The sequence below is a fragment of the Cellulosilyticum lentocellum DSM 5427 genome (genome assembly GCF_000178835.2).
In the GTDB taxonomy this organism is placed as follows: Bacteria; Bacillota; Clostridia; order Lachnospirales; family Cellulosilyticaceae; genus Cellulosilyticum; species Cellulosilyticum lentocellum.
In genome coordinates this window covers 4,563,228-4,587,375 of record NC_015275.1, presented here as the reverse complement: position 1 = coordinate 4,587,375, position 24,148 = coordinate 4,563,228, and the positions used below count along the sequence as shown (strand labels likewise).

Sequence of the window (24,148 nt, the reverse complement as noted above, 5' to 3'; positions counted from 1 at the left end):
ACTATAAAAATTGGAGGGGTTTATTATGAGCAGAGCATATTGGAATGAAGAGATAGAAACTATTTCAAGGGAAGCATTAGAAGTGTATCAGCTAAAGCAATTAAAGGAGCAGCTTACAGAATCCTATACAAAGTCACCCTACTATAAACAGAGCTTTGATAAAGCAAATGTAAAGCCGGAAGACCTTCAAAGCTTAGAGGATTTAATTAAATTTCCTATTTTAACTAAACATGATGTAAGAGAAAGGCAGGATGTGGCACCTATTATAGGAGATTTATGCGTAAAGGGAGAAGAAGCCGTGGTATTTATTTCTTCTTCTAGTGGTTCCACTGGGGTACCTACAGCTAGTCCTTTTAGCAAAAGAGACTTTGATGAATTTCAAGATGTAGAAAGTAGATTGTTTTGGCAAGCTGGTATGAGACCAACTGACAGGTACATTCATGCTCTTAATTTCTCACTTTTTGTAGGAGGCCCTGATGTAATTGGTGCTCAGAATCTAGGAGCCTTATGTATATGGGCGGGAACACTCCCAGCTGATCGATTATTATTTATTATTCAGCAGTATCAGCCAACTGTGATTTGGACTACACCATCTTATGCATGGTACTTAGGAGAAACCGCTAAGCAAAAGGGCATAAATCCAGCCACTGATTTAGCGATTAATAAAATCATTGTAGCAGGAGAACCAGGAGGTTCTATACCAGCTACAAGAGAAGCCATAGAGGACCTTTGGGATGCAGAAGTCTTTGATTTCTATGGTATCTCAGATATATTTGGAGCATGTGCAGCAGCATGTGAAGCTCATGATGGCTTGCATATGGCAGAGGATCATATTTTAGTAGAGGTAGTAGATGAGAAAACAGGTTTACCAGTTAAAGAGGGTGAAAGAGGAGAAATGCTTTTAACAACCCTAAGAAAAGAAGTACGCCCAATGATTCGCTTTAGAACAGGGGACATTGTAACTTATACAGACGAAAAATGCAGCTGTGGTAGAACACTTAAGCGTATTAAAATGGTAGGACGAATTGATGATATGTTTATTGCAGGGGGAGTAAATGTTTTCCCTAGCGATATCGAACATGTTACTAGAAAGTTTGAGAGCCTCACAGGAGAATATAGAGTCAATGTGATTGAAGAACAGCATATTACTAAATTCACTGTAGAGGTGGAAAAACGATTAAATGATGAAACAGATACCAAAGAGCTAAAAGAAAAAGTAGCTTATGAAATTAAGATGCAATTAGGTGTAAAGCCTAAAGAAATCATTATCTTAGAGGAGGGTACCTTACCAAGGGCTACGCATAAAGCTAAGAGACTACAAGATTTAAGACAAAAAGCATAATGGACTATAAAATGATAAGAAGTAAGGTCAAGAATAAGGTCCTATAGATATCTAGATAACAAAGATTAGGTAGTCATCAAAGATGAAATAGAGATAAAGGAGCGGGAGTGCAGTGATAGATGTTATTTTTTTAGGAAGAGGAGGAGAGGGTGCCTTTACCTCCTCTAGAATACTAGGTATTGCAGCGAGCTTATATGAGAATGAGTATGCCTTGAGTTTTCCTAGCTTTGGACCAGAACGAAGAGGAGCACCTGTTTTTGCTTATACAAAAATAAGTAGTGAACCCATTAGAGATAGAAGCCAAAGTAGTAAAGGTGATTACTTTGTTATATTAAATGAAAGCCTGTATAATGAGGGGCTTTTAAGCAGATTAAAAGAAAATGGAAAGCTTATTTTAAATACCAGCCATCCTGAAAAGTATGTAGATCCTCGTATTATTCCTTTTGAAGCTACAAGGTTAGCAAACGAGTACCTAGGAAAACCAATAGTGAATACAGCCATGTTAGCGGCTTTAGCTATCCAAAGCAATCTAGTGAGCATGGAGAGTTTAGAGAGAGCTATACAATATGATTTACCACCAAAACTAGCTATAAAAAATAAAAAATTAATTGAAGTAATTAAAGAAATAAGCAAAACTACAGAAAATAAAAGCTTGGAAACGACTTGTAAGGAGGTGAAATAGATGGCTAGACCAATAGTAAACAAAGATTTTCAGATAAAAGGCTTACAAGGTTTGCCTTGTGGTACTTATGGGTCAGCTATGCTACTCACTGAGACTATGGAAGGGTGGAGAAGTCAGCATCCAGTCATTGAACATGATAAGTGCATCCATTGTAATTGGTGTTATATGGTTTGTCCTGAAGGTGTTATTTATGAAAATGATAACAAAATACAAATCGATTATCGTTTTTGCAAAGGCTGTGGTATCTGCCAAAAAGAATGTAAGAAACAGTGCATTATCATGGAGGAGGAAGGGGGAGTAGAAGATGATAGAAACTAACATAAAAGAAAAAGGAACACAAGATCAATTTATATCAGGGGATGAAGCAGTGGCTATTGGCGTAAAACTAGCAAAGCCAGATGTCATAGCAGCTTATCCCATTACGCCTCAGACCATTGTAGTAGAACGTCTTGCCGAAATGGTAGAAACAGGTGAACTAGAAGCGGAATATATGTATGTTGAATCTGAACACTCTGCCCTTGCTGCTGTTATGGGAGCTAGTGTGATGGGTGTAAGGACGTTTACAGCAACCTCATCTCAAGGCTTATTATATATGGCTGAAGTTTTACATTATGCCAGTGGTGGAAGAGTACCTTTAGTAATGATGAATGCCAATAGAAGCGTGGCTTTGCCATGGAGTATATTTGGGGATCAAAGAGATTCTTTATCTTTACTTGATAGTGGATGGATTCAAGTTTATGTGGAAAATGCTCAAGAGAGCCTAGATATGATACTGCAAGCTTATGCCTTAGCAGAGCATCCAGAGGTTCTTACACCTGTTATGGTTAACTTAGATGGCTTTATCCTTACCCATACCTATGAAAAAGTAGAAGTACCAAGTGAGAAGCAAGTTAAGGCATTTTTACCAGTTTTTAAGCTAGAAGGACAAATGGACTTAAAGGCACCTAAAAATCTATTTTTTACTTCCTCTCCAGCGCATAATATGGCATTCAAATACCAACAACATGAAGCAATGCTGAAGGCAAAAAACATTATAAAAAATATAGATGATCAGTATAGCAAAATCACAGGAAGGTCTTATTGCGGATTAGTAGAAGACTATAAGTGCCAAGATGCTGAGGTTATTGTTATCACATTAGGTAGTGTGACAGGGCTTGTTAGAGATGTGGTAGATGAACTACGTGAAAAAGGACAGAAGGTAGGGGTTCTTAAAATAAGATATATGAGGCCTTTCCCAGAAGAAGAAATTGTTAAATATACAGCTTCTGCTAAAGCTATTGCTGTATTAGAAAAAGACATATCCTTTGGCTATCAAGGAACCGTATTTACTAATGTAGTAGCAGCGCTGCATGAAAGAAAGGCAAAGCTTTATAACTATATTGCCGGCCTTGGAGGAAAGGATATTAAAGAAGCTGAAATAAGAGATATTTATGCCCAGCTTTATGCTAAACTTTTGGAACATAAAAAAACAGCTCAGATTATTGCGGAGCATGCAGATACCACAGGAACTTATCGTAGTGCAAGTGTGAGTCTAGTAGAAGATAGTGAAGCTGATAGACTGGCTAATTTCGAGACGAAGAGGCTAAGTTCAGATGAAAACCAAGTGATTTTTGTTGGATTGGAGGGGAAATAATATGGCAATTAAACTAGACCAAGAAGAATACTTTTATGGACATAAAGGCTGCGGTGGTTGTGGTGGGTCTTTAGCAGTAAGACTAGCTCTTAAAGTTCTAGGAGCTAATACCTTTGTAGTATTGCCGGCAGGCTGTATGTCAGCAGTAGGCTTTGTGTATCCACAGCTTTGCTTTGGTGTAAATGCCCTCATTTCTCCTTTTGCCAGTACTGCGGCCATGTTATCAGGCATTTCAGTAGCAGCCAAGGCTAAGGGGCTTAAAGATGTCAATGTAGTAGGCTTTGCAGGTGATGGAGGAACAGCTGATATAGGCCTTCAAGCACTATCAGGAGCCATAGATAGGGATGATAAAATCATTTATATTTGCTATGACAATGAAGCGTACATGAATACAGGGGTTCAACAAAGTTCTCTTACACCTTATGGGGCTAAAACCACAACTACACCAGCAGGAAATCATATTCATGGAAGTAAAAATATAAAAAAAGATATGTTTGATATTGTAGCAGCTCACCGCATTAAATATGCTGCTACAGCTAGCATGGGTAACATCCCAGATTATATTAAAAAGGTGGAAAAAGCCAGCAAAGTACAAGGAACTTCTTATATTCATGTAGCAGCACCATGTCCTACAGGATGGGGAATAGAAAGCAGCGACACCATAGCTATTGCTAGAGAAGCCATTGAATGTGGTTTATGGTATTTGGCAGAATATGAAAATGGTGAGTATAAGCTTAATCAATCACCTAAAGCATTTTCTAGTGTAGAAGATTACCTTAAAAAGCAAAGTAGATTTAAGCATTTGCATGAAGAGGACATAGCAAGGATTATAGAAGAACGAGATGTGAAGTGGGAAGAACTAAAGAAGAAACTTTTATAGAGGGCTAAGTGAAGCCCTCTATTTTTATAGCTATAGGTGAGCATGGATAAAAGCGTTATAGTTATGGCGAGTATATAAAGGATTTTATAGTAAATGAAGTTTATTTAATAATAATATCTAAAATGGTAAACACTAAGAAAAACTAAAGGAGTGTATATTATGGGAGACTATAATGAGCCAGAAGACTTACCATTAGGACTGATGATGCAGTTAGGAACCAATATGAATGCAATGAACACGTTCGCTAATTTATCTATTTCAGAGAAGGAAGAAATTATTAATTATATTAAAGGTGATGGAATGGAAGAGGATGTGAGGGGACGTATAGAGAAAGTTATGAATGCATTAGAGAATAATCAAAGTTTATTTTGATAAGATATGTTTATTCCTGTTTTTAACAAGTGACTATATAGAAGGTAGTCTGCTATGATGTGGCCCCCAATAAGTTAGATTTTAAGTCTAACTTATTGGGGGTATTTGACTATTACAGCTAAGACTACCTTTTATTTATCCTAAAAAGTATTGATTTTATTGAGTTATTTTATAGAGGAGAATCACTTTATGCTTAAATTCTAGATTTTGATAAAACTATTAAGCTGAGATAGATGGGCGCTTCAATCACATTTAATATACACTATTCCAAGCCAATTATAGTAACTAAAAGACACTGGAATAGGAATGGTATCTACAGCATTTTGTAAGAGTTCATGCAATTCATCATCTGTAAGGTCAAAATCTGTTCGTAAAGTCAATTCGGAAGTATTACTAGTAAGTTTTGTTGCTATTACTTGAGAAATTTCAGACTTTGCATAGTAATTTCCTTTGAGACGATAGTATTCAAAATCGGCACTTGATCCTACATAATTCTTATAATTGGCATCAAGTACATAATCCTTATTTTCAATAAGCATAAGGCTAGCAGTATTATCAGGTAGGTTATAAAGAGCATTAGCCATAAACTCTTTATCATTGTTGGTAACATCAATGGTAAGCCATTCATTATTAATATTAATTTTATTCCAAGCGTGCCCAACGGAGTCCATTTGTCCTGTAACTACTAATGAATCAAGACCAGCTAAATCAGCTAAAAGTTTAAAGGCCTCTGCATAACCTTTACAAACACAGACCTTATTAATAAGTGCGCCATAAACAGTAAAAGAATCATCAAATTCAGGGTCTGCATACTTATAATTATTTTTCTCAGCACTTTCTAGGGCAGCATAATCATATTCTAGGTTGGAACATAAATAATTATTAATAGCTTCTTCTTTTTGTAAGTCAGTCATATCAGCAGTGATAATAGATGCAATGATATTCTGGGCTTCTTTTAAAACCAGTTCTTGACGTTCTTCTTGAGTAGATTGATCTAAGGTATAAGTAACGTATAAAGTGTTGGTATAAGGATTTGAACTAGCTGATTCTATGCCAAAAATAAGAGGGTTTTGGTAAGTAGCTTCTAGTAGAGCATCTGATAAGGAATTAGTATCCGTAGCTTTTGGAAAATCCTTAAGAGAGATAGTGGTGATACCATTTAGCATATTATGAGCTAGATATTCACTCAGTGAATTAGTAGCAGTTATAGGTATTTCTTGATTCATAGAAATAGAAGCATCACTATCAGTAGTAGGTACATCTTGATTAGTAGAAACAGTTTCCATAGTCATAGTATTGTTGAGACCAGAAGCACTGGCAGATAATTGCTCTTGTCTTTTTAAGAAGAGATTTAAGGTTTGATCAATATTTTCTACTTCAGGATAATAATAAAAGTAAAAGACTTCTTCAAAAGGAGTACCCTTAGGCCTTCCTATGATAGTCATGCGCTGAGCTAAGCCTTTGCCGTCTACTTGAACAGTAGGAGAATGTTCACCGGCATATTTTTGTACAGATGATGCATCATATTCTATAGGATAGAGCACGGATGACTCGTCACACATTTCAATTGAAAGATATAGAGGAAGTTTAAGTTCTGGATCACTGGTAGTTTGCTTTGAAGAAGCATCATAATCTCTACTATGAATTAGCCTAGCAGCATAATCATTAGGGGTTATAACACGACTCATCTCGGACTGACCATCAGGTCCTTCAGCTATTACTACATAGCCTTCGCCATACCCGTCTTCATCATAAAGAAAGTTATTATTAATAGTAAGAATACTATTAGTAGCTACCCCCGTAATAGAAGAAGTATCATGTAAAAAAACATCAAACCCTGAAAAAGAAGTTTCTTTTGTAGTATCAACACAATAGAGAATCTCATCAGCTGAAATTTGATTGTTATCTATACTAATACTGTAAATAGAGTATTGGGTAGCTCCCTTAACAGGCTGCCAAGATAGAGTTGCAAAGCCATTTTCATCGGCTATTAAGTTAACTTCAGGTCGAGGTAATTCCGTTTTTATTTTTATAACAGAAACTTCTTGAGGTTCTTCTGTAACATTCCCTGATTTATCATAATACTTAGCTAGATAAAGGGTACCAGCATTACCCCAATTAGCATTCTCTCTTTTAGATTCTCCTTCGAATTCTGTACGAAAAAGAGGATAGGTTTTAGGTTTGATTTTGATTTTATCATGCCCCTTGTAATAGTTACTAGGAGCTGGTCGCCATAAAGGAATAGTTAATTCAGGGTCTAAGAAAAACTGAAACATATCATAGGTATTATGGTCGTCAGTAATAGGAAAACCTAAGTCTACCTCTAATACCTCATTTCTTTCTAAAACATGAATTTCATCAGCAAACTTATATTGTTCTTGTAAGTCATATTTTTCTTTTAGGCCATTGGCTAAATCTAATAGAGATGTGGTATTGATATCAGAAGAAGTAGTGGATTTAGTGTTACTAGAAGTAGAGGAAGTAGTTTTTTCTGTTTCTTTACCAGTAGAAGGGATAATGGTGTTACTAGTACAGCCTATTAATGATATCCCTAAAGATAAGCAGAATACATATCTTAATAATTTTTTTTGATAAAAAAATGTATTTTTCTTCATATGAGCTCCTTTTTTGAAAATATAAAATAATTATAAAATTCAATATATAATATTGCAAGAAAAACTTATTGTTATAATGATAATATTTGGGATTGACTTTTTAAGAAAATTATGAAATATTAGTAAAATAAAAATATGATTTATGAAAGGGATAGAAAAATGAGGACAAATAGGTTTTGGAAGGGTTTCTTAAGCATCACAATGATGCTAGCAATTGCATTAAGTTTAGGGGCATGTGGAAAAGCAAATCCAGAGTCATATGAAGAGGAGATTAATAAAGAGATTGCTAGAATGATTGCAGATGGGGAATTAATCGATGTAGTGGCAGAGGAAGAGTTTGATAAACAAGCAGCAGCTATTATAGAAGAATCAGATATAGGAAGTGTTTTTGAAGAAGAGCCTATGGAGGTTGCTGAATCAGAAAAACCACAAAAAGCACCTATACCAGAATTTGTAGAAAGCAATGGTCCTGATACAATTCAAGTAGATGATTACACATATGATAAGATAGGGGTTAAGTATCAGCCAGGAGAATATGTTATAGTAGCTGATGAAGGACAGTCTGCATACTATGCAATTATTAAAGATGATGAAGAACATACAATAGTAGCGAATGGTGGAAATGAAAGCTATGAGGTATTTGATACATTAGATGGGCAATATATTACAGTTATAGATGGAAAGATTTATCCAATAGATGAGGCGCCAGAAGTAAAGAAGACAGAGAGTGGTGGATATCCTGAAGGGATATATAAAGTAGGAGTACAAATACCAGCTGGAGAATATGTAGCAAGAGGAGATAGTGTTTCGCTTACTACGTATGTTGGACTTAGTGAGGAAGATTCAAGTATGGGATTTGCATCAAATATAAGGTCAGCCATTATCAAAGTAGAAGATGGAGAATATCTGGAATGTACATGGGGAGAATTCTATCCACTTGAAATGACTGCCGATTTAACACCAACAGACGGTATTTATAAAGATGGTATGTATAAGGTTGGATTTCATATGCCAGCAGGAACATATATTCTAAAAGCAGATGCAGAAAGCGCATATGCCGAAATATTTAATGATGGTTATCAAATAGGAAGAGGGGATGAAGTGGCAACAGCAGAGCCAGAAACTACTTTTACAGTTAAAGATGGGCAATATGTGTCAATTATGGGTGGAGAAGCTAAAGCTCAATAAAATATAAATGGTGAGAGTAAAAAGAGATGAAGATAAAATGTCTTGCTAGAAAGAGTATAATGATAGCAATCCTTGGAACTATGATAGTGATATTAGGTGGATGTAGTAGTGATAAGAAGGGCAACTTTGAAGAAGCACTTCAAAAAGAGATTGATAAGAGAGTTGCTAGTGGAGAGTTAGCTTATCCAGAAGAAACTAATGAAACACAAGTTTCTCAAACAACAGACTCTACAACTGATGAAGAAGAAAAGTTAATAGCGTATGATTTAAAAGGGAATCCAGTAGAAATAGATGGTAAAGATGTTATTGAAGCGGAAGGAAAAATATTTTATCGTTTAGGAGGATTATATCCTTTAGGGGAATATGTAGCTGTTTCAGATAAAGGTGATTTCTCTAGCTATTATTGCGTAACGATAGGACCTAGTGAAGATATTATAGTGACTAATGGCAGTACAGAAAATTCAGTTGTCTTTGATACACAAGATGGAGAGTACATAAGTTATCAAGGATGCAAGTTATATCCAATTGATGAAGCGCCAGAAGTGGAAAAAACAGCAGATGGAGCCTATCCAGCAAGTACTTATAAGGTAGGGACGCAGATACCTGCAGGCGAATATGTAGCAAAAGGAAATAGTGTTATAGTAAATATTGAAGCAGACCTTACAGACGATAGTGATGCGAACTTGGGAATTTGGGGTAGCAATAAATGTGCTGTTTTTAAGGTTGAGGATGGTCAATATATACAGACAACGAGTGGAGATATTTATCCAATTGAGTTAACTGAAGACTTAAAAGCAGCAGATGGCATTTATAAGGATGGCATGTATAAGGTTGGATTCCATATGCCAGCAGGTACGTATAAATTGCAAGCAGATGTGGATACTGCATATGCAGAAATCTATAATGAAAACACGCCAGGGGCAGACCGTGAGGAGGTGATTACAGCTGAACCAGAACAAACCTTTACAGTAAAAGAAGGACAATATGTGATTGTAACAGGTGGTAGGGCTACATTACAGTAAAACCTATAAATGATATAAGTAAGCTGTTATACGAATAAGTGTGACAGCTTATTTATATGCTATAATAGTAGCAGTGAACAAACATACTTTAATGAAAGAATAGACCATACAAAGGATAAAATCATGAGACAAGAAATCAGAATTAAAATAAAACCACCATTTGTAAAGGCTTTAAGGCAAGGTTATCCCCTTATCGCAAAGGATGCTATAGCAAATCCTGAAGTACTAAAAAAAGAAAATGTCATTATTCATTTACTAGACGATAAAAATAAGTTTATTGCCAAAGGCTATTATGGAAAGCAAAATAAAGGCTATGGTTGGGTATTAAGCTATAAAGAAGATGAAGCAATAGATGAAGCGTTTTTTATAAGTAAATTTAAGACAGCCATTGCTTACCGTAAAGATTTATATGAAAGTACTGAAACCAATGCTTTTCGTATGTTTAATGGAGAAGGAGATGGCATAGGTGGATTAACCATTGACTACTTTGCTGGATATCATCTAGTGACTTGGTATAGTGAAGGCATCTACAGTTTCAAGGAAGAAGTCATCAGTGCTCTTTTAAAAAGTACTCAGGTAAAAGGTATTTACCAAAAGAAACGTTTTGACACAGATGGTAAATATATAGAAGACCAAGATTATGTTATGGGAGAAGTACCGAATTGGCCTTTAATTGTTAAGGAGAGTGGGCAACAGTTTGCTATTTATTTAGATGATGGGGCTATGGTAGGTATTTTCTTAGATCAAAGAGAGGTTAGAAAACGTATTAGAGATCATTATGCTAAAGGTAAAATAGTGCTTAATACCTTTTCTTATACAGGTGGTTTCTCTGTATTTGCAGCAGCAGGGGGCGCAAGTCAGACCACAAGTGTAGACTTAGCTAATCGTAGCTTAAGTAAGACGAGAGAACAGTTTAGTGTGAATGATATAGAACCAGAAACTCAAATCATTATTGTAGAAGATGTATTTAAGTATTTTAAATATGCAGTAAAAAAAGAACTTAAGTTTGATATGGTTGTTCTAGACCCACCAAGCTTTGCTCGTTCTAAAAAATTCACCTTTAGTGCTTCTAAGGATTACACTAATTTATTAAAAGAAGCCATTGCCATTACTGAAAAAGAGGGTGTGATTGTAGCTTCAACTAACTGTAGCTCTTTCAATATGCAACGCTTTAAAAGCTTCATAGACAGTGCCTTTAGTCAAATGGGAGATAGATATACCATTTTAGAAGAGTATTCCTTGCCAAAAGACTTTAAGACGATAGAAACGTTTAAGGAGGGGGATTATTTAAAGGTTGTATTTATCAAGAAACATTAAATTACCATCAAGATGACACATCACCCACTAAAAACAAACTATTAAAGGGCATAACTATATTGGCGTAATGGAAATTCATAAAAAGGGGAGCAAATATGAGTGGGGGCAGAAGAATAGGTGTGTTAATAAATGTAATTAAGAACTTAATTTTGTTTGTTTTATTTTGCGTGGGATATTATATGAGTGTAAATTTGGTAGTGCTATTAATCACGGTATTTAGTAATAAAATAAATAGTGGATCATGGGTTATAGGTATGATACTAGGAATGATAGCAGCACCTATTTTATCAATATTAACAGTTATAAAATTAAATAAAAGGTAAAATAAAAATAACAGGCTCAAAGATAATTTGAGTCTGTTATTTTTATATAAGGTATTACGAAGGGAGATAATCAATTTATTTATATTTGTACTTATTTGTATATAGGAGTATGATACAACTTAAATTAGAAATTAAAAACTAAAAGGAGATATAGAATGGGGATTAAATACGTACATACCAACATTATTGCAAGGGATTGGGAAGCTGTAGCTAGATTTTATATTGAGGTTTTCGAATGTAAGCCATATGGCCCTGAAAGAGATTTATCTGGAGCATGGATTGAGCAAATGACAGGAGTTGAAAATGTAAAGGTGAGGGGTATGCATTTGAGTTTGCCAGGGTATGAAGCAGGACCAACCTTGGAGATTTTCTCTTATGAGCCAGAAGGTGAACATCAAGAAAGGCATATCAGTAAACAAGGATTTGGACATTTAGCTTTTCATGTAGATAATGTTGAGGAAGTACTTAAGAAGGTTTTAGCTCATGGTGGTAAGCAATATGGAGAGGTGATTATCAAGGAATACGAGACCCTAGGAGTACTAACAGCCGTTTATATCAGCGACCCTGAAGGAAATCTTATAGAAGTACAAAACTGGAGTAGATAACTAGCTATAGAAAAAGCGAATAGATAACATTACTCAAATTCATTGACTTAGTAATCTTATATGTTTACAATGAATTCAATAAATCGAGAAAAATAATAAATATTGGGGCGATTTAAAATAATTCATTAAAGGGGGCCTTTCATATGGCAAATTACAAATTCAACACATTACAAGTACACGGTGGTCAAGAAGTAGATCCAGTAACAAAATCAAGAGCAGTACCTATTTATCAAACAACTTCTTATGTATTCGACAACGCAGAGCATGGTGCAGACTTGTTTGCATTAAGACAATCAGGAAATATTTATACAAGATTAATGAATCCAACAACAGATGTATTTGAAAAGCGCATAGCACTACTTGAAGGTGGAAAGGCAGCTTTAGCAGTGGCATCAGGTTCAGCAGCTATTACTTATGCTATTTTAAATATTGCAGGCAGTGGTGATGAGATTGTTTCAGCTAGTACTTTATATGGTGGAACTCATAACCTATTTGCTCATACACTTACTAAATATGGTATCAAAACTCATTTTGTAGACCCAGATAGTCTTGCAGCTTTTGAAGAAAAAATAAATGAAAATACAAAAGCTATTTATATTGAAAGTATTGGTAACCCAGGAACTAATATTATTGATGTTGAAGCAGTAGCTAATCTAGCACACCGATATAAGTTGCCACTAATCGTAGATAATACTTTTGGAACACCTTACCTCTTTAGACCTATTGAGTTTGGAGCAGACATCGTTGTACATTCAGCTACTAAATATATAGGTGGACACGGTACTAGCATAGGTGGTGTTATCGTAGATGCAGGTAACTTTGACTGGGCAGGAAGTGGTAGATTTAAAGATTTTACATCTCCAGATCCTAGCTACAACAACATCGTCCCAGCAGAAGCTTTTGGAGAACTTGCATTCATACTAAGAGCCAGAGTTAACTTACTTCGTGATACAGGTGCTGCTCTTAGCCCATTTAACTCCTTCTTATTTATTCAAGGACTTGAAACACTTTCTTTACGAGTGGAAAGACATGTTGAGAATGCTAAGAAGATTGCAGAATACTTATCTAACCATCCAAAAGTAGCTTGGGTTAACTATCCTTCATTAGAAGGAAATAAGTATTACGATTTAGCACAAAAATATTTCCCTAAAGGAGCAGGCGCTATCTTTACCTTTGGTGTAAAAGCAGGAGAAGATGCAGCTAGAAAGTTCACTGAAAGTCTAGAAATCTTTTCACTACTAGCTAATGTAGCAGATGCTAAATCACTTGTTATTCACCCTGCAAGTACAACTCATAGTCAATTAAATGATGAAGAATTAAAAGCAGCTGGTGCTACTAGAGATCTAGTTCGTTTATCTATTGGAATAGAGGATGTAGAAGACTTAATTGCTGACTTAGAGCAAGCCTTTAATCAAATCTAATACGGGGAAGATTTGAATCTTTAAAAGCTCAATATACTTAGCTGAAAATGGCTAGATATATTGAGCTTTTATTATGTCCTTTTAATGATATAAAATGTGGGGCTATAGTATGTAAATCTTGTACTAGTATGATATGATATAAAGTAGAGTAGTCTTAATTGTGAAGGAGTGTTTATATGAACATTAAATTAGTACATACTATATCCGTAGAAGACTATAATGACCTAAGAAGTGGGGTAGGTTGGGAGACGTTAGAGAATGAACAAGCACAAAGAGGGATTGAAAATACATACTACTTAGTAGCAGCTATAAAGGATGAACGGACTATAGGTCTTACTAGAGTTATTAGTGATGGTGGCTATATTGCCCTCATTGCAGATGTTATAGTTAACCCTGATTATCAAGGGCAAGGTATAGGCAAAATGTTGGTAGAAGATGCACTTACTTTTATAGAAACTCATTTAGGCAAGGATGAGTTAATGGTTATGGTAAATTTAATGGCTGCCAAAGGGAAAGAAAAGTTTTATGAGAAATGTGGATTACGAGTAAGGCCAAATAACGAAGCAGGCGCAGGGATGTGCTTATATTTTAATAAGAAATAAGAAAAGGAAAGAGAAAATAAGGAGACTAAACATGAGTATTTATTTAGTAGATTTCGAGAATGTAACATCAGAAGGGTTAAGTGGAGTAAGTAAATTAAGCGAGGAAGACAAAGTCATTCTTTTTTATAGCACAAAAGCTAATAAAATTTCGATGCCAATACATGTGGAGATGAGTAAAAGCTTAGCAAGCTTTGAATATAAAGAAGTGTTAGTGGGAGGAAAGAATGCCTTAGATTATCAGCTTTCTACTTATTTAGGCTATTTAATCGGACAAAAGGAAGATACCAATTATTATATTGTAAGCAAAGATAAGGGATATGAATATTTAAGTGATTTTTGGAAACAAACTTTAGGAGAAACAAAACAGCAAATTAGCATTGAACATATAGGTGCTATAAAAGCTGCTAAATCAGTTAATAAAATAGAAGCTATCCACGAGGAGCAGGAAGAAAAGGAAAATAAAATAGTAGAAGCTATTAGTGCACAAGAAAGTAAACTTGTTCCAGAACCAACTAATAGAGAAACTAAGGAAACAGAGGTAGCATTTAATAAAAAGTTTAATAACCAAAATAAGAGAAATGGTATGAAGAGTACATATCATATTAATAGGAAAAAACCAGTAGTTTCAGAAGCGCAAAATGTTCAAAAAACAAGTGAGTCTAAAAATTCTATCGTTGTTAAAGAAAACGCATTTTCTTATAATGAGAAGGTAGTCAAGGGAAATCAGCCCAATATAGAAGTTGAGAAGCAACTTAGACAATTGATAGATAAGGAATTACAAGAAGATCAAGTAAAACGAATTGTTCAGTACTTTAAGCAAGCAAAAAATAAACAAGAACTCCATCGTAAGATAGTAAAAGTACTAGGTCAAGATAGAGGAACAGTGATTTATCACAAAATCAAGAGACTTATTAAAAAATAAAGAAGCCTAGAATAAGTAATGAATGGTTATACTAAGTAGTAAATAGGCGTTAGTTTGAAATAGTAACGGTAATGAAAGTAAGGAGAGTAAAATGGCAAACGAAATAATGGTATATACAGATGGTGGAGCAAGAGGTAATGGAAAAGAAGACTGTGTTTCAGCTTGGGCATATACTTTAAGTTATGGAGAACATTACAAAGAAAATAAAGGCGCAATGTATGGCGCAACTAATAACCAGATGGAGATGACTGCTATTATTGAGGCTTTAAAAGCAATTAAAAATAAGACCATTCCTATCAAGTTACATAGTGATTCTGCCTATTGTATTACTGGTATTACTTCATGGATTCATAACTGGAAGAAAAAAGGTTGGATTAACTCAAAGAAGGAACCTGTGGAGAATAAGGAACTTTGGATTGAAATGGACAAGCTAGTTAGAGAGTGCACATCTATTGAATTTGTTAAGGTTAAAGGTCATGCAGATGTACAGGGGAATATAAGAGTAGATGCCTTGGTTAACCTAGCTATGGATGAACTAATTGCAGAAGGAAGATAACAAAAAACACGTTTTCAATTTGGCTTTAACAAGCATTTTGAAGACGTGTTTTCACGTTTTAAAAGCCATATACTTTAGATTCGATATTAAAACTTAATTGATATATTACTTTCGTTATTACTTTCTTCAAAAAAAGAATTCTAGATAGGATATCACAAAAAATGTAGCCATAGCTACATAAAATAAAAATTGGTTTGGTTATAATAAGCTTAATACAAGACAGAATAATAGGAGGTAATGATGAGTGCTTTTTTAGGACCGATTCATTATTGGTTATATAATAAAATACAAATGCAACAAGACTTAGTAGAAGAAATAATGCTATTAGCAGAGCAAAAATGGGGATTTAATTTAGCCGAAGAAGCTGATGAATGCTATGGAAAAGCAGAAAGAAGGCCACTAGAGCAAGTAATTGATGGGACTAATATTCATGGTTGGTTACAAGAACAGGTTTCAAATGCTGAATATAAACTTGCTTTTTGTGTGACTAAACTTATTAAAAATGATAAAAATACACTAGAAGTTTTAAGAGTAATTTTTGAAAGCAAAGGTAGGGATAAGGCTAGAGCTATAGAAACAAGTTTAAAGGCAAATGAACTTTATAAAGTCATTACAGACAGTTGGTTAGATGGCATGCCTTGTGATCATGCCTATCTAGTAATAGAACAAGGTGAAGAAAGTATTACCTTTAGACGAAATAGTTGTGTACATGAATCATACTGGAAAGCAGTAGAGGGGAATATCGACGATTATTATGACCTTAGAAATGCTTGGATAAAGGGATTATTAGAGGAACAAAAAGCGAAACTCAATAAAATAGATGAAGTAACCTATAAGTTAGAAAAGGAGGAGAGGTATGAATAGTATAGAACTTATGATGGAAGAACATCGTTATATTTCACGTATGTTAAAAGTAGTACGTAAGGCTTGTTTAGGCATATTACAAGGTGAGGCCATTTGTTTTGAGGATTTTTACCAAATCATAGATTTTATTAGAAATTATGCAGATGCTCATCATCATGGAAAAGAAGAAAAATTTCTGTTTAAAGAAATGATAAATCATTTAGGGGAGTTAGGCTCTAAATTGATCCGAAATGGTATGTTAGTTGAACATGATTTAGGAAGACTTTATATTAAAAAGTTAGTTGAAGCATTAGAAAAAGTAAAGGCAGGTAATGAGGAAAGTAAATTAGATGTTATAGCTAATGCCATTAGTTATACGCATCTTTTAGAAAGACATATTGCCAAGGAAGACGAAGTAGTTTATAGTTTTGGTGCACGCCAATTATCTAAAGAAGTGCTTGAAATGGTAGATGAGCAAAGCACAATCTTTGAAGAGGAAGCTAAAAAGCAAGGTACTCAAGACAAATATATAGATTTATTAGAAGCATTAGAGAATAAATATACTGTGGTAAAATAGGATAAGTATAAAGAAAAACACCCATGAAAGATAGTTGATAGGTATCTTTCATGGGTGTTTTTTGTTTTAAGAGGGAATTAAAGATTTTATGAGTCTTAGATTATGATTTCATAAAATCATCATTAGAAAAGCGAACGTTATGAGTGATTTTATCTGTTAATTTAATTTTAAAGCCACAGATTAATGCAATAACTAGGGCGATAACTGAAACGTGGAAGCAAAGAACAGTAGCAACTAATACAGCTATGAGTGGTGCGTGAATGTAATCATGATCATCTTTGCTTAATACGAAATGAGTGGTTTTAAGTGTGTCTACATAAGTGTTAATTTGTTCCTGAGTTGTATTAATATTTGTACGGCGTGTTGCTTTACCTTCCTTTTCAAGAAGTGCTAGGGCTTCTACGATGTCACCATTACTTCTTTCTAAAGCGTCCTTAGCTTCAGTATAAGTGGCATTAGTTCTTTTCATAATTAAATCGATTTGGTCTAGTGAAATTGACATATTGGATCTCCCCTTTTCATTTTTTAATTCATTTTCATTTTTTAATTCATCTTTGCTAAAAGTAATTGCCATTTTTTATAACTCCTTAAGTCGTTCTTTATGATATTAGTATAAGAAGCATGGATGAGAGTGCATTAAATAGAGGATTAAGATTTCATGAGAAAACTATGAAAGAATCTTAATATAGGATTTAATGAATTATGAGAAAAATTTATATGATTTACGTAAATGAGGTTGACTTTATCACTTTAGCACGCTAAAATATCTAAGTAGTTAGTTAAAAATAATGTTCAAGGGAGAGATATATTATGAGGTTAAAGAGCTTATTAAAACAAGTAACTACTTTTTCAGTAGTAGGTCTATTGGCATTTGGTTTAGCGGGTTGTAGTGTAGACAATTCAGTTAAAGAAAGTAAAGAGACAGCAGCAACAACTGATAATCAGGTATCAGAAGGTACAGATAATCAGCAAGCCGCAAGTAACGTACTTGATAAAGATACATTGATTATTGGATTAGATGATACTTTTGCACCTATGGGATTCAAAGATGAAAAAGGTGAAATTGTTGGCTTTGACGTTGATCTTGCCAAAGCGGTTGCAGAAAAGTTAGGTAAAAAGATAGAATTCCAACCTATTGATTGGAGTATGAAAGAAACAGAACTTAAATCAGGCAATATTGATTTTATTTGGAATGGCTATAGTATTACAGATGAAAGAAAAGAGCAAGTAGCATTTGGTACACCTTATTTAAAAAATAGACAAATCATTATCACTTTAGCAGATTCACCAATCAATACTAAAGCAGATCTAAAAGATAAAGTAGTTGGTGCTCAAACAGGGTCTACAGCAGTAGATGCTATCGAAACAGAACCAGAAGTATTAGCTACCTTTAAAGATGGTAAACCTGTTACATATGAAACAAATAATGATGTTTTAATGGACCTTGAAGCAGGACGTTTAGATGCTGTTGTGGCTGATGAGATTATTGTTAAGTATTATATTAGCAAAAAAGGTGCAGAGAAATACAAGATTTTAGATGAAGATTTTGGTGAAGAAGAATATGGTGTAGGTATGAGAAAAGAGGATACAGCTTTAGTAGAAGCTTTCAATAAAGCTTATGCAGAACTTAAACAAGAAGGTAAACTAGCTGAGATTTCAAAGACATGGTTCGGAGATGACATTACACAGTAGTTAGTGAAATAGTTTATAAAATTTTAATGATAGCTTACCTATTAAATTGAGATGTAATTTAATAGGTAAGCTATAAATTATAAATCAACTTAAGTTATTAAAAGTGAAAAATAATGATTTAATTTGTTTTATAATAAAATAAATTGCCTATTGTTTTAAAATTATATATTATAAATGAGATAGGTGTTAATAAGCTTTTATATAGAAACTATATTATAAGACTAACAATAATATTCATAGGAGAGAAATGGGAGGACAATCAATGGATGGATTTTTAGACCAATTGGTAAATATAGCAGAGTATACAAAGATGATGCTACCTCAGATGATGGAAGGCTTAGGGGTAACTTTGCAGGTATTTGCTTTAACATTAATTTTTGCAATTCCTTTAGGAATATTGGTGGCTGTATGTCGTTTATCTCGTTTTAAGGTATTACGCAAGATAATGGAATTTTACATACTCCTTATGAGAGGAACACCTCTTCTATTACAAATTATATTTATATTTTTTGGCTTCCCAATATTAAATATTGCCATTCCTCGTATGCCGGCGGCACTTTTGGCATTTTCTTTAAACTATGCAGCTTATTTTGCTGAGATTTTTAGGGCAGGTATTAGTTCCATTGATCAAGGACAGTATGAAGGAGCGGAAGTGTTAGGGTTATCTAAGCAGGATACCTTCTTTAGAATTATTTTGCCACAAGCTTTCAAACGGGTATTGCCTCCTATTGCAAATGAAGTTATCACACTAGTAAAGGATACGGCCCTAGTTTATGCTGTAGGTTTTGATGATTTACTTAAAATAGGTAAAACAGCTACTAATAGAGATGCAAGTCTTCTCCCACTAGTACTTGTAGCAGTAATTTACCTCCTACTTATCTTAGTTCTATCTAAGGTATTAGCAGCAGTTGAGAAGAAATATGACTATTATAAATAAAGGAGGCAAATCATATGCTTAAAGTAACTGGGCTCTATAAAAGTTTTGGAAAAGTAGAGGTTTTGAAAGGCGCTTCATTAGAAGTGAAATCAGGAGAAATTGTAGTAGTAGTAGGGGCCTCTGGAGGAGGAAAGACTACTTTATTAAGGAGTATTAACTATCTAGAAAAATGCTCGGCTGGGAGTATAGAGATTGCAGGAGAGTATCTATTAAAGGATGGTGCTTATGCATCTAAAGAAGAAATTAGGTCTATTAGAAGAAATATTGGGCTTGTATTTCAAAACTTTAATCTTTTTCCTCATAAATCTGTACTTGATAATTTAATAGAAGCGCCTACTCGTGTATTAGGGCAGAGTAAAGAAGAAGCTACAAAGCAAGCTATGGATATTTTAAGTTTTTTAGAATTGGCAGATAAGGCGAATAGTTATCCTTTTGAACTCTCAGGAGGGCAAAAACAAAGGGTAGCTATAGGTCGTGCATTAGCTTTAAAACCAAAATTGATGTGTTTTGACGAACCAACCTCTGCACTAGACCCTACTTTAACAGGTGAAGTAGCTAAAGTTATTAGGAGCCTTAGTACGGAAGGAATGTCTATGCTTATTATTACACACGATATGGAATTTGCTAAAATGGTAGCAGACCGTATTGTTTCTATGGAAGACGGACGAGTATTAGAAAAACATATTTATAGTAAAGAAGCGTAAAGCAAAGGTGAGAAGGAAAGCAGTTATCCTTCTCCTTTTTATTTAATAGAAGTTGCAATATTTATTGAAAATAATAATGAAGAAATGAGTAGCAAAAGACGTTCTCCTCAATAATTCTTCATTATTATTTATTTATATGGAAATAGGATATGATATAATGAACATAATAAATGTCAATACTTCTACTAAAGAGGATAGAAAGAGGAAGAAGATGTACAAGGATTATAATGATAAAATCCCAAAGGAAGCAATACAAATTATACAAATGATAGAAGCTGTTGGCTATGAAGCCTACATTGTTGGTGGGTGCGTTAGGGATTTATTAATGAATAGGCAACCTCATGACTGGGATATTACTACCTCGGCTAAGCCAGAAGAGATTAAAAGAATATTTAAGCGTACTTATGATACAGGTATTGAGCATGGAACAGTAACGGTTATTTTAAATACAGAGCATTTTGAAGTAACGACTTATAGAATAGAGGGAGAATACAAAGATTTTAGAAGACCGGATAAGGTGAGTTTTGTAGATGATATTACATTAGATTTATCTAGGCGTGACTTTACCATGAATGCTATTGCCTATCATCCAGATAGAGGGTTCGTAGATCCTTATGAAGGACAAAGGGATATTAAAAGACAGTGTATTCGATCTGTTAGATGCGCAAAGGAGCGTTTTACAGAAGATGCCCTTAGAATACTAAGAGCCGTTAGATTTTCAGCTCAATTAGGGTTTCAGATAGAGACAGAAACGCTAAAGGGTATAGAAGCTTGCAGAGCGTTATTAACTCATATTAGTAAAGAGAGAATTAGAGATGAATTCCTTAAAATTTGTGTTTCATCGAGGCCAGGACATATTGATCTTTTATATCAATTAAAACTTTTAGAATATATTTTCCCAGATTTTATTAAAGCTTATGAAATACCTCAAAATCATCCGCATCATACCTATAATGTAGCAAAGCATACCTTAGTGGCAATGGAAAATTCAGAGCCTACAGTAATTGTAAGATTAACGATGCTTTTACATGATATAGGAAAGGTTTATACGAGAACAACTGATAAGCATGGCATAGATCATTTTTACAACCATCCTAAGCGCTCAGAACAAATTGCATCAGAGGTACTTAAGGATTTAAGGATGGATAATCATACCATTAAAGCAGTATGCGAGCTAATTCGTTACCATGATTATCATATAGAACATCACATTTCAAAGGTTTATGTAAAGAAGGTGATGATGGTTATAGGAGAAGAACTATTTGATGAACTTCTTAAAGTGCAGTATGCAGATGCTATGGCACAAAATCTAGAAAAATTACAGCCTAAACTAGATGCTATAGAGAAGCAAAGGAATTATAAAAATGAAATTATAGCAAATCATGAACCCTATCATAAAGGAATGTTGGCTATTACAGGTTCGGATTTGATAGAAATAGGAATTCCAAAAGGCAAAATCATAGGAGATTTATTAGAAGCAGCACTTCAGAAAGTTATTCATGAACCTAATTTTAATCAAAAGGCTCTTTTACTAACGTATTGCATGGAGCATTACAAAGTAAAAGGAAAACAAGTTTAAGTTAAAATAAAAAAGGCGGAGAATGTAAATGCATTCTTCGCCTTTTTTTGCATGAAGAGATAAGAAAGTTAGTATGAGTCCTAACCAAGCCTATCATAATCTTTATCATGAAGCTCACTATAAAGAATATTAAATTGTGATAGATTAAAATAAGGAATTCCCACAATTTCTGAGCGCCCATTAACTTGGGTATAACAAATATTTTCTTCCTCATTAACATTTCCAATAGTAAGAGATAGAGTCTCACCAGTTTTTAAATGAATGGTACATTTAAGTAAGGGAGCATTAAAACCATAGACACTTAATACATGTTCATTAGCTTCTTCAGTAATAAAGCTTTGAATCTTAGCAGTCTGTAAGAAGTTCATAAACTCATTTGCTAAGCGATTATCTAGCTCCTCACTAGCTAGAGCAATACCATTTTCAGTAATAGTAGGCATTAAGGTAGCAGCATGCCCTTTATAAGTTAAGTTGATTTTTTTCACATTAGTTAATTCAAAGTTAAGTAGTTCCTTGCTTCCCCAATCATTAGAGTTGGTACTAATACTACCAAAAGCAGTATTACTCATTGTATAAACTGTATCTGTTAATGGTGCATAGACATAATCACTTTTTTCACTAAAAGCCTTACCTTTAAGTAACTTATACTCATGACCTGCTTCATCATATAAGGTAATACTTGAAGCCATATCATCTATGCCATAGTTTGTTAAATCAGAAGGAGATACCTCTACTACCTGTTCAAATAAAGGTTCCAAAAAAGGAGTTATAACATTGTATATATATAAGGCATCAGCTTTACGGTTGTTTGAGGTAGATAAACTCCAGGTGTCTTCTTCACGTACAGCTTCAGTAACTTTACCTGCAGCTTCATAAGTAACTTTAACAATATCTGTTGATTTTTCCGACCAAATAATAGGTGGAAGATTAGTGGTATCAGCAAAGGATACAACCTCTTGTTTCTGCTGATAAGAAAAAAGAAAAATAATAGATATTAAAAAAACAACAATAGGAACAAGCCAACCTTTACGTTTCATTTCAATAACCTCACCGATTTTAAATCAAATTTATGTTTAAAAGTATTTTTATAATAGACATTTTTTACTAAAAAAAATAAAAGTTTTATGCAACATGAATATTATATCACACCCCGTGTGATATAAAAGTGAATTTTTAAAGATAAGCTAAAAAATAAATGGAAATTAGATATTTTTTATTCTATCGTATCATATAAATTAAGAGACGAGAGGAGTAAGGGTGGGATACAGAAAGATCGCAGGATAGGAGGAGAAGAAGTGAGACCACTAAGTAGAGAGTTAATTGCTCAATATGATTTAAATATAAAGAAATATCAATATATAAGAAGTAACTATTATCTAGAGACCAATAAAGGTAAATTTGTACTACGTAGGGTTGAAATACCCAAAGAACAAATTTCTTTTAACTACGAGGTGGATACACAGCTTCAAGAGAGAAACTTTAACGGAATTAGTAATATATATGCTACTAAAAAGAAAATACCATATGCACTTTTGGGAGAACAGTATTACTTAATGCAAGCGTATGAGTCTTGTGAAGAGACTGATTTTAAAGAATATGAAGATCTAAAGGGCATTATCACGTCCTTAGCTCTTTTTCATAAAATAGGAGTAGAAATTAATAGTAAAATGAGAAGTGTAGAAGAGATAAAAATTAAGAATATTTATGAGTACTATTTAAGAAGAAGATCAGAAAATACTAAGTTAAAGAAAAACATGATAGCTTTAAAGCAAAAGTCTAACTTTGAAATTATGTTTTTAGAAGGCTGTGAAGAATACAGGGAGCTAGAAGAACTAGCATTACAAAGCATTGATTCACAGCTGGTAGAAAGGCTAATCAAAGGAGTAAAACAAACCAAAAGTATAGCGCATAAAGATTTTACTTATCATACCGTTAATAAGACTGAGAGCGGTAAATATATTATTAGTGGATTGGATGTATGTAATTATGATATTCAAGTTCTAGATCTTGCTCAAATTCTAAGTAAAATGATGCAAAAGAATGAATGGAATAATCAAATCTTATATGAGCTTATAGAAGAATATAATAAGGAAAGGCCACTATCTCAAGATGAGTTTAAAATGCTTAAATTTATGATGATTTATCCAGAAAAATTTAATAGTATTTGTTTTAAGTATATTGGCTCAAAAAGAAGATGGAATTATAGTATGTTTGAACAAAAATGGGAAAACATGCTCCATTATAAAGAAAATCAAATTGAAGTCGCTAAACAAATTCATGGTTGGTAATCAAAGCAAGGGAGAATTTTCTTTGTATAATGAAATAAGGAATTATAA

The 24,148-nt window shown here is 33.9% G+C and carries 25 protein-coding genes; 22 read left to right on the top strand and 3 right to left on the bottom strand.

Going from position 1 to position 24,148, the window contains the following annotated elements; translation table 11 throughout:
* Positions 1–25: 25 nt before the first annotated feature.
* From CLOLE_RS20860 to CLOLE_RS20835, 6 genes are all read left to right on the top strand, one after another.
* Positions 26–1,342, top strand: a complete 1,317-nt coding sequence (locus tag CLOLE_RS20860) for a phenylacetate--CoA ligase family protein (RefSeq protein WP_013659106.1) — start codon at positions 26–28, stop codon at positions 1,340–1,342.
* Positions 1,343–1,454: 112 nt separating this feature from the next.
* Positions 1,455–2,024 carry a 2-oxoacid:acceptor oxidoreductase family protein gene (locus tag CLOLE_RS20855; protein WP_013659105.1) on the top strand — a complete coding sequence of 190 codons (570 nt, stop codon included), beginning with the start codon at positions 1,455–1,457 and terminating at the stop codon, positions 2,022–2,024.
* The gene (locus CLOLE_RS20850) at positions 2,025–2,342 is read left to right on the top strand and encodes a 4Fe-4S binding protein (RefSeq protein ID WP_013659104.1); all 318 of its coding nucleotides are present in this window, start codon (positions 2,025–2,027) and stop codon (positions 2,340–2,342) included.
* On the top strand, positions 2,329–3,657 hold the full coding sequence (locus CLOLE_RS20845; RefSeq protein WP_013659103.1) for a transketolase C-terminal domain-containing protein: 1,329 nt from the start codon (positions 2,329–2,331) through the stop codon (positions 3,655–3,657). The genes CLOLE_RS20850 and CLOLE_RS20845 overlap by 14 nt, the downstream gene beginning before the upstream one ends.
* A gap of 1 nt (position 3,658) precedes the next feature.
* Positions 3,659–4,537: a thiamine pyrophosphate-dependent enzyme gene (locus tag CLOLE_RS20840; protein WP_013659102.1), complete on the top strand. Its 879-nt coding sequence runs from the start codon at positions 3,659–3,661 to the stop codon at positions 4,535–4,537.
* Positions 4,538–4,696: 159 nt separating this feature from the next.
* Entirely contained in the window at positions 4,697–4,909 is a 213-nt protein-coding gene (locus CLOLE_RS20835) for a hypothetical protein (RefSeq protein WP_013659101.1), read from the top strand.
* A 242-nt stretch (positions 4,910–5,151) separates the two neighbouring features.
* On the opposite strand, the gene CLOLE_RS20830 is transcribed toward CLOLE_RS20835, so the two are convergent.
* Entirely contained in the window at positions 5,152–7,524 is a 2,373-nt protein-coding gene (locus CLOLE_RS20830) for a transglutaminase domain-containing protein (protein ID WP_013659100.1), read from the bottom strand.
* A gap of 201 nt (positions 7,525–7,725) precedes the next feature.
* Between CLOLE_RS20830 and CLOLE_RS20825 the strand changes: the two genes are divergently transcribed.
* From CLOLE_RS20825 to CLOLE_RS20775, 11 genes are all read left to right on the top strand, one after another.
* The gene (locus CLOLE_RS20825) at positions 7,726–8,712 is read left to right on the top strand and encodes a hypothetical protein (protein WP_162145099.1); all 987 of its coding nucleotides are present in this window, start codon (positions 7,726–7,728) and stop codon (positions 8,710–8,712) included.
* 26 nt (positions 8,713–8,738) lie between these two features.
* The gene (locus CLOLE_RS20820) at positions 8,739–9,734 is read left to right on the top strand and encodes a hypothetical protein (protein WP_013659098.1); all 996 of its coding nucleotides are present in this window, start codon (positions 8,739–8,741) and stop codon (positions 9,732–9,734) included.
* Between the two features lie 123 nt (positions 9,735–9,857).
* Positions 9,858–11,051: a class I SAM-dependent rRNA methyltransferase gene (locus CLOLE_RS20815; RefSeq protein ID WP_013659097.1), complete on the top strand. Its 1,194-nt coding sequence runs from the start codon at positions 9,858–9,860 to the stop codon at positions 11,049–11,051.
* Between the two features lie 95 nt (positions 11,052–11,146).
* Positions 11,147–11,374, top strand: a complete 228-nt coding sequence (locus tag CLOLE_RS20810) for a hypothetical protein (protein WP_013659096.1) — start codon at positions 11,147–11,149, stop codon at positions 11,372–11,374.
* Positions 11,375–11,529: 155 nt separating this feature from the next.
* Entirely contained in the window at positions 11,530–11,979 is a 450-nt protein-coding gene (locus CLOLE_RS20805) for a VOC family protein (protein ID WP_013659095.1), read from the top strand.
* A 143-nt stretch (positions 11,980–12,122) separates the two neighbouring features.
* Positions 12,123–13,400, top strand: a complete 1,278-nt coding sequence (locus tag CLOLE_RS20800) for an O-acetylhomoserine aminocarboxypropyltransferase/cysteine synthase family protein (RefSeq protein ID WP_013659094.1) — start codon at positions 12,123–12,125, stop codon at positions 13,398–13,400.
* 176 nt (positions 13,401–13,576) lie between these two features.
* Positions 13,577–14,002 carry a GNAT family N-acetyltransferase gene (locus tag CLOLE_RS20795; protein ID WP_013659093.1) on the top strand — a complete coding sequence of 142 codons (426 nt, stop codon included), beginning with the start codon at positions 13,577–13,579 and terminating at the stop codon, positions 14,000–14,002.
* A 31-nt stretch (positions 14,003–14,033) separates the two neighbouring features.
* Positions 14,034–14,924, top strand: coding sequence for a PIN domain-containing protein (locus CLOLE_RS22240; RefSeq protein WP_013659092.1), 891 nt, complete (start codon positions 14,034–14,036; stop codon positions 14,922–14,924).
* A gap of 91 nt (positions 14,925–15,015) precedes the next feature.
* Positions 15,016–15,480, top strand: coding sequence for a ribonuclease H family protein (locus CLOLE_RS20785; protein ID WP_013659091.1), 465 nt, complete (start codon positions 15,016–15,018; stop codon positions 15,478–15,480).
* A gap of 240 nt (positions 15,481–15,720) precedes the next feature.
* Positions 15,721–16,344 carry a hypothetical protein gene (locus CLOLE_RS20780; RefSeq protein WP_013659090.1) on the top strand — a complete coding sequence of 208 codons (624 nt, stop codon included), beginning with the start codon at positions 15,721–15,723 and terminating at the stop codon, positions 16,342–16,344.
* Positions 16,337–16,900, top strand: coding sequence for a hemerythrin domain-containing protein (locus CLOLE_RS20775; protein ID WP_013659089.1), 564 nt, complete (start codon positions 16,337–16,339; stop codon positions 16,898–16,900). The genes CLOLE_RS20780 and CLOLE_RS20775 overlap by 8 nt, the downstream gene beginning before the upstream one ends.
* 100 nt (positions 16,901–17,000) lie before the next feature.
* Here CLOLE_RS20775 and CLOLE_RS20770 read toward each other — a convergent pair whose 3' ends face one another.
* The gene (locus tag CLOLE_RS20770) at positions 17,001–17,474 is read right to left on the bottom strand and encodes a UBA domain-containing protein (RefSeq protein ID WP_013659088.1); all 474 of its coding nucleotides are present in this window, start codon (positions 17,472–17,474) and stop codon (positions 17,001–17,003) included.
* 236 nt (positions 17,475–17,710) lie between these two features.
* On the opposite strand from CLOLE_RS20770, the gene CLOLE_RS20765 reads away from it, so the two are divergent.
* From CLOLE_RS20765 to CLOLE_RS20750, 4 genes are all read left to right on the top strand, one after another.
* Positions 17,711–18,592, top strand: coding sequence for an amino acid ABC transporter substrate-binding protein (locus CLOLE_RS20765; RefSeq protein WP_013659087.1), 882 nt, complete (start codon positions 17,711–17,713; stop codon positions 18,590–18,592).
* Between the two features lie 262 nt (positions 18,593–18,854).
* The gene (locus tag CLOLE_RS20760) at positions 18,855–19,529 is read left to right on the top strand and encodes an amino acid ABC transporter permease (protein ID WP_013659086.1); all 675 of its coding nucleotides are present in this window, start codon (positions 18,855–18,857) and stop codon (positions 19,527–19,529) included.
* 14 nt (positions 19,530–19,543) lie between these two features.
* A complete protein-coding gene (locus tag CLOLE_RS20755) occupies positions 19,544–20,233 on the top strand; it encodes an amino acid ABC transporter ATP-binding protein (RefSeq protein WP_013659085.1) in 690 nt (229 codons plus the stop codon).
* Between the two features lie 157 nt (positions 20,234–20,390).
* A complete protein-coding gene (locus tag CLOLE_RS20750) occupies positions 20,391–21,812 on the top strand; it encodes a CCA tRNA nucleotidyltransferase (RefSeq protein WP_162145098.1) in 1,422 nt (473 codons plus the stop codon).
* Positions 21,813–21,892: 80 nt separating this feature from the next.
* Here the strand turns inward: CLOLE_RS20750 and CLOLE_RS20745 are convergent, their stop codons facing one another.
* Positions 21,893–22,849: a DUF4340 domain-containing protein gene (locus tag CLOLE_RS20745; protein ID WP_013659083.1), complete on the bottom strand. Its 957-nt coding sequence runs from the start codon at positions 22,847–22,849 to the stop codon at positions 21,893–21,895.
* A gap of 258 nt (positions 22,850–23,107) precedes the next feature.
* On the opposite strand from CLOLE_RS20745, the gene CLOLE_RS20740 reads away from it, so the two are divergent.
* Positions 23,108–24,100 carry a protein kinase family protein gene (locus tag CLOLE_RS20740; RefSeq protein ID WP_013659082.1) on the top strand — a complete coding sequence of 331 codons (993 nt, stop codon included), beginning with the start codon at positions 23,108–23,110 and terminating at the stop codon, positions 24,098–24,100.
* Positions 24,101–24,148: the final 48 nt, after the last annotated feature.